The organism is Streptomyces diversicolor, from assembly GCF_057537855.1.
In genome coordinates, this window is the sequence record NZ_BAAJXA010000050.1 from 64,369 (window position 1) to 70,623 (window position 6,255).

The 6,255-nt window shown below is 70.7% G+C and carries 7 protein-coding genes; 5 read left to right on the forward strand and 2 right to left on the reverse strand.

From position 1 onward, the window contains the following. Positions 1-33 precede the first annotated feature (33 nt). A complete protein-coding gene (locus AC27LF_RS38905) occupies positions 34-285 on the reverse strand; it encodes an acyl carrier protein (protein ID WP_479663919.1) in 252 nt (83 codons plus the stop codon). Between the two features lie 5 nt (positions 286-290). After that, positions 291-1,961, reverse strand: a complete 1,671-nt coding sequence (locus tag AC27LF_RS38910; protein WP_479663864.1) for a class I adenylate-forming enzyme family protein — start codon at positions 1,959-1,961, stop codon at positions 291-293. A gap of 196 nt (positions 1,962-2,157) precedes the next feature. Between AC27LF_RS38910 and AC27LF_RS38915 the strand changes: the two genes are divergently transcribed. From AC27LF_RS38915 to AC27LF_RS38935, 5 genes are all read left to right on the forward strand, one after another. Beyond that, on the forward strand, positions 2,158-2,682 hold the full coding sequence (locus AC27LF_RS38915) for a hypothetical protein (RefSeq protein WP_479663863.1): 525 nt from the start codon (positions 2,158-2,160) through the stop codon (positions 2,680-2,682). Between the two features lie 21 nt (positions 2,683-2,703). Then, positions 2,704-3,231 carry a hypothetical protein gene (locus tag AC27LF_RS38920; RefSeq protein ID WP_479663862.1) on the forward strand — a complete coding sequence of 176 codons (528 nt, stop codon included), beginning with the start codon at positions 2,704-2,706 and terminating at the stop codon, positions 3,229-3,231. Then, positions 3,212-4,435 (forward strand): MAB_1171c family putative transporter, encoded by a 1,224-nt coding sequence (locus tag AC27LF_RS38925; protein WP_479663861.1) that lies wholly within the window; start codon positions 3,212-3,214, stop codon positions 4,433-4,435. The genes AC27LF_RS38920 and AC27LF_RS38925 overlap by 20 nt, the downstream gene beginning before the upstream one ends. Beyond that, positions 4,432-6,009, forward strand: a complete 1,578-nt coding sequence (locus tag AC27LF_RS38930) for an MFS transporter (protein WP_479663860.1) — start codon at positions 4,432-4,434, stop codon at positions 6,007-6,009. Before AC27LF_RS38925 ends, AC27LF_RS38930 begins: the two co-directional genes overlap by 4 nt. A 56-nt stretch (positions 6,010-6,065) precedes the next feature. Beyond that, on the forward strand, positions 6,066-6,255 hold a 190-nt coding region (locus AC27LF_RS38935; protein WP_479663859.1), incomplete at its 3' end, for a hypothetical protein.

Below are 6,255 nucleotides of genomic sequence, written 5' to 3' on the forward strand. Positions count from 1 at the left end.
GCTCCGCTCTGCCGGGGGCCGCCCGGCCGGTCGTCAACGGGCGCGACTGGCGCGCAGATGGTCGATGAGGTCCTGCACTCTGGCGTACGAGGAGAGCAGCAGCCGTTCCTCGTCGAGCCGTACTCCGAACTCCTCCTCGAAGGACACCAGGGCCTCGATGAAGGCCAGTGAGTCGACTCCGAGGTCGTCGGTGAGGGACTGCTGGGCCGCGATCTCCTCTGCGGCCCGCGGGGGGATGCTCATGTCGGCGAGCTTCCGCACGATCCAGGCGTCCACTTCGTCCACGGTCGTCAACCGCCCACCTCCTCGACTTCGGGCATGTCCGGGCCGGGTCCGTCGGTCCGCGGTGGTGCGGCGCGGCTGCGGGCGAGCACCGCGGACCGGTCGATCTTTCCGGTGCGGGTACGGGGGAAGTCCGCCACCGCCACGATGCGGCGCGGAAGTTTGTGGGCGCTGAGCCGCGCCCGGCAGAAGCCGGTCAACTCGTCGAGCACCTCGGCCTGTTCAGCGACAGTGAGACGTACCCACGCCACCAGCGTCTCGCCCGCGCGGGCATCGGCCCGTACCCCGCAGACGGCCTCGGTCACCGCGGGATGGGCCGTCAGACAGGCCTCCACCTCTTCAAGGGAAACGTTCATGCCACTGACGATGGCGATGTTGCGCAGCCTGCCGCTCAGGTACAGGAAGCCGTCCTTGTCGAGGCGGCCGAGGTCGCCGGTGAGCAGCCGGCCGCCGCGCAGCACCCGCGCGGTCTCCTCGGGCCGGGCGTGGTACCCCGTCATCGTGCCGGGGCCCCGGACCACGATCTCTCCGGTCGCGCCCGGGGGCAGCGGACGGAAGTCCCGGTCGCGGATCGTGACTTCGACTCCGGGGAGCGGACGTCCGACGGATCCGGGGTGGGCCGCTCGGTCCCGTGGCCTCATGGTGGTGATCCGCGGTCCGGCCTCGGTCTGGCCGTATGTCTCCACCAACTCCACTTGGGGAATGCGCCGTTCGAGGTCGCGCAGGATCTCGGGCGGGGTGGGGGCACCGCCGTAGACGATGTGCCGCAGTGAGGACAGGTCGTACGTCCGGTGCCAGTCGCCCAAGGTGAGCAGCCGGAGCATGGAGGGCACGAGCAGGGTCGAGGTGACGCGGTGTTCCTCGACGAGCCGGCCGAACCGGCTGGGCAGGAAGTCGCCGCCGAGCAGGACCACATGCCCCGCGCTGTCGAACTGACCCACCAACTGAACGGTGTTGCAGTAGCCGAAGTTCAGCGGTACGGCAGCGAGGGCCGTCTCGCGGTCGGCCGTGGCGTCGAGTGAGGCACGATGCGCCCGCGCGTTGGCGAGCAGCGCGCGGTGGGTCAGCACGACGCGCTTGGGCAGGCCGAAGGACCCCGAGGTGGCGAGCAGGACGGCGGGCGACTCCGCCTCCGCGCGACGGCCCGGTGCGGCGTGCGTCCCCGTCAGCCCGGCGCGGGGAGCGCGCCTCACTGACGACCTCAGACGCGCCAGGTCTCCGTCGGCGTGAGCGCACACGGCTAGGTCCATGACCGCCGGAGCCGGCGCCGTGCCATCGGCGCCGGCGGTGGAAAAGGGGCGGCGAGCGGCGCGGACGTCCGGGTCGCGCAGCAGCAACGCCGGTGCACAGGTGGCGAGTTCGGTGACGGTCTCCGCCTCGCTCAGCTCGTGGGAGAGGGGTACGACGGCCGCGCCGATCGAGAGGACGGCGAGATAGAGCACCACGTACTCGGCGCTGCGCGGCAGTTGCAGGGCCACACGGTCACCGGTCTTCACCCGCTGGGCCAGAACCCGGCCGATGCCGAGGACTTCCTCTTGGAGTTGACGGTACGTCAGGCGGGTGCAGCCGTCGGTGAGTGCGGGGGACAGGGGGCACTTGAGAGCGGAACGTGCGAGCGCCGAGGGGATCGTCAGCGGCGGCGTGTCAGCGACGGACGAGGCTAACTCACCGGTGACCATCAGCAGATCACCTTCTCATCAATCGATCTCGTCGTACATTAAAGCGGACAAGCACAACACGGATCCTACGCTGAAGCTGGCACGGCTTGTCAATGGCGGCGGACGCAGAGCGCCGCGCGGCACTAGACTGCATCCGCTGCAGCGGACGGGGGCGTCTTCCCGTTTGCGGGGTGACGCGTTCAGCCACGGAGGTGCCATGACGGACAGCCAGCGCCAGCGGCCATCGAACCGCCAACTGGCGGGCAAGATATCCGAACGTCTCACGCACCTCATCGCCGCGCTCTATCCCGACGAGCGCACCAGGCCCGGCTATGCCCGACTGGCCAAGGAGATCCGGGAGGCGACCGGAGGAAAGCTCTCCGGCACGTATCTGTGGGAGCTGGCCACGGGCAAGAAGCACAACGTCACCGTCGAGCAACTCGGCGTCCTGGCGGAGTACTTCGGCGTACCTCCCGAGTACTTCTTCAACGAAGAGGTCGCCGACCGTGTCAACGCCCAGCTCCGGCTGGCCACGGCGCTGCGGGACGCCAAGGTCCGCTCGCTCGCGCTGCGCGCCGAAGGGCTCTCCAGCGAGACGCTGGACGCTCTGCTGGCCATGGTGGACGAAGCGCGCAAACTGCACCGGCTCCCGAGCGTCGACGAACCGGCGCAGGACAACGGAGCGGCTGACGCGGTGACCGACCGTCGTGACGAGATGACGGGCCCGTCCAGGCCGACATGATCCCCCACACACAAAGGACGCATGACCTTGCTGTTCCCCTACCGAGCGCTGCGACAGCCCTGTGAATCCGTCCTCAAGGAACTCGCACTGCCACGACCCGTCTCAGCGCACCAGCTGTGCCGGAACGTCGCCCGGCGGCGTGGCCGCCCCATCCATCTGCACCCCCTGCCACCCGAGGGCCGCAGTGACGGCGCCTGCGGCGCATGGATCGCCACCGACACCGACGACCACGTCTTCTTCGAACCGGGCACCACCCGCCCCCACCAGGACCACATCATCCTGCACGAGATCAGCCACATCCTCCTCGACCACCACCATCCGCTCACCGAGGGCCCGGGGCCGGTGACGGCACTCCTGTCCGACCTCGATCCACGCCTGGTCCGGCGCCTGTTGCGGCGCGCCTCGCACAGCACGCGGCAGGAGCAGGAAGCCGAGATGCTTGCAAGCCTGATCCTCAGCAGGGCCCTGCGCCCGGCCGGCGGGCCCTCCGAAAGCACGGCACGGACCCTGGAAAGGGCGCTGGGACTCGATGCCTCCGTTAGCGGCTGACCTCGGCACGCTGGGCAACGGCGCTCAGGCCGTGGGCAACGTGTGCATGTGGGCCGCCGTCCTGCTGCGTCTGCCGCACATCCTGGAGTCGCGTCGGCAGCGCGAACTGTGGCTCGCGGGCTTCGCGGCGGCGGCCGCCACGACCCTCGACCTGGACGGTGTCCGCGACTTCGTCGACCGTACCTTCGGCAGCCTGCACAGCGTGGATCTGGTGCGCAACGTGTGCGGACTCGTCTCGTCGTTCGCGCTGCTCGAAGTGGTCCACTCGCTCACCGCGGACGCCCGTCGCCGGGCCCGGCTGCGCTGGTTGCGGGGCACCGCGTGCTGTGTGGTGGCGGGTGTCGTGGTCCTGGACATGATGCACCGCCCGCACGGAGGCCAACTGATCCTGGAGGACTCCTCACCCACGCCGTCCACCGCGTACTGGCTGCTCATCATCGCCACACACATGACCGCCGACGTCCTGTGCGTCATGGTGTGTCTGAGCCGCGGACGGCAGTGCACCAACGGCTTCCTCAGGACCGCCCTGTTTCTGCTGGGTTCTGGCGCCGCCATGGCCGGCCTGTACTGGCTCGGCGCGCTGTCCCAACTCCTCGGCCGCGCCTGGTCGGTGCCCGTCCAACCCTTCGCCCTCGCCCTGCACGGCCTGCTGGTCGCCGCTGCCCTGTCCGTCCCCAGCATCCACACCGCCCGGCGCGCGCTCACCGACCTCAGGGACTGGTGGCTGATCTGGCCCCTGTGGCGCGATCTGGTGGAGGTGTGCCCCCAGGTGCTGCTCTCCCCGCGGCGCAGCCGCCTGCAGGAGATCCTTTGCCCGCAGGGCCCGGGCCGGCTCCTGCTTTACCGCAAACTCATGGAGATCCGTGACGCCATTCTGCTGCTCGACAAGTACGTCACCCCCGAACTGCACGCGTCCGCGCGGGCGTTCGCCGACCGCTCGGGCCGACGCACGCGCGGATCCGCCGCGGTGTCGCCCTCGGCCGAGGACCATTCGGCCGCCGTGCTCGCCGTCGTACTGAAGGGAGCCCGCGCAGCCTGTCTGGCCGCCGCCTGTCCGCGCCAGAGCACGGTACCCATCGCGCGGATCGGCGCTGACACCCTGCCCGACGAGACGGCGTTCCTGGTCGAGGTATCCCGGATCTACCGCACGGCTCCCACTCCCGTCCACCCGCACACCCCTGTAACAGAGGAAACAGCGCAATGACCACCGCAACCCCGCCCCCGGCCGGCCGACGGGAGTGGATCGGGCTCGCCGTCCTGGCTCTGCCGACGCTGCTGATCTCCATGGACATGACCGTCCTGTATCTGGCCGTACCGCATCTGAGCAGCGAGTTGGAGCCCAGCTCCACCGAACTGCTGTGGATCATGGACATCTACGGTTTCCTGATCGCCGGAGCGCTGGTTCCCGCCGGGGCGCTCGGTGACCGAATCGGGCGCAGGCGCATCCTGCTGACCGGTGCGGGGCTCTTCGGAGTCGCCTCGGTGATCGCCGCATACGCCGACAACCCGCTGATGCTCATCGCCTCCCGCGCGCTGCTCGGCCTGGCCGGTGCCACCCTGATGCCCTCCGCCCTGTCACTGATCCGCGTGATGTTCCACCGGGCGGGCGAGCGGAGCTTCGCGGTGGCCTTCATCATGACGAGCTTCTCGGTCGGCACGACCGCCGGGCCGCTGCTCGGCGGCGCGCTCCTGGAACACTTCTGGTGGGGGTCCGTCTTCCTGGTGGGCGTGCCGGTGATGCTGTTGCTGCTCGCCGTCGGCCCCGTGCTCCTTCCCGAGTACCGTGACCCGCAGGGCGGGCGCCTCGACCTGCCCAGTGCAGCGCTGGCCCTCGCCGCCGTCCTCGGCGTCGTCTACGCGGTCAAGCACGTCAGCTCCTCCGGGCCGGACGTCGCCTTCGCGCTCACCCTCGCCGGCGGACTGGCCCTCGGTGTGCTCTTCGTCCGCCGACAGGGCCGGCTGGACGATCCGCTGCTCGATCTGTCCTTGTTGCGCGACCGCGTCATCAACACGTCTTTGGGAACCTACCTCCTGGGCCTGCTGGCCATGGGCGGCACCCAGCTCTTCATCGCCCTCTATCTGCAGGAAGTCCTCGATCTGACGCCGTTCGTGGCCGGCGCCTGGATGGTGCCCGCCTCGGTGGGCACCATCGTCGGCTCCCTGCTCGCCCCCCTGCTGGCCCGGCGGCTGCGCCCGGCGACGGTCATCACGGGCAGCCTGCTGCTGGCGGCGCTGGGCTTCGCCACGCTCTCCCAAGTCGGCGCGGACGACCTGGCACTGCTCATCGTCGGCTACGAACTCGTGGCCCTGGGGCTGAGCCCCATGATCGCGCTCTGCACGGACCTGGTCATCGGCAAGGCCCCGCCCGAGCGGGCCGGAGCGGCCTCCGCCCTGTCGGAGAGCAGCGGTGAACTGGGCGTGGCCCTGGGCGTGGCGCTGCTCGGCAGCTTCGGCACCGCCGTCTACCGGTCGGAGCTCACGGACAGGCTGCCCGAGGGCCTGCCGCAGGCGACCGCGGATGCCGCGCGAGGCACCCTCGGTGGCGCCAAGGAGGCGGCCGCCGGCCTGCCGGATGACCTGGCCGAGCCGCTGATCGCCGCGGCCCGCGAGGCGTTCGGGCGCGGACTCGACCTGGCCGCGGCTGCGGCCGCCGCGATCGTCCTGGCCGCTGCCCTGCTGACCGCGACCCGGCTGCGCCATCTGCCGTCCGGCGCGCAGGCCGAGGCCGAACAGGCCGCGGTGACCGAACGTGCCGCGCAGACCATGGACAAGAGCTGACCGACCGCCGCCACGGACGCCGGGGCAGCCGACCGTAAAGCGGGGGCCTGCCGCCGGTGTTCGGCGGTGAGGTGGTGGGCTGCTCCCACGGCAACGGCGTTGCCGTCAAGGCCGCGCCGGGCACAGCGGCCGTCCGAGGGCAGCGCGCCGGGCGCCGCCCCGAGTTCGGCGCCATCGCACAGGCCCTCGCCCGCGACCGGGCCGATCGACGCGCGCGGCTGAACCGCTCTCTTGACGCTCTGCTAA

What these genes read in the sequence shown, in the direction of transcription:
- AC27LF_RS38910 (WP_479663864.1), bottom strand. Translation starts at nt 1,961, where the DNA reads ATGGTCACCGGTGAGTTAGCCTCGTCCGTCGCTGACACGCCGCCGCTG.
- AC27LF_RS38915 (WP_479663863.1), top strand. Translation starts at nt 2,158, where the DNA reads ATGACGGACAGCCAGCGCCAGCGGCCATCGAACCGCCAACTGGCGGGC.
- AC27LF_RS38920 (WP_479663862.1), top strand. Translation starts at nt 2,704, where the DNA reads ATGACCTTGCTGTTCCCCTACCGAGCGCTGCGACAGCCCTGTGAATCC.
- AC27LF_RS38925 (WP_479663861.1), top strand. Translation starts at nt 3,212, where the DNA reads ATGCCTCCGTTAGCGGCTGACCTCGGCACGCTGGGCAACGGCGCTCAG.
- AC27LF_RS38930 (WP_479663860.1), top strand. Translation starts at nt 4,432, where the DNA reads ATGACCACCGCAACCCCGCCCCCGGCCGGCCGACGGGAGTGGATCGGG.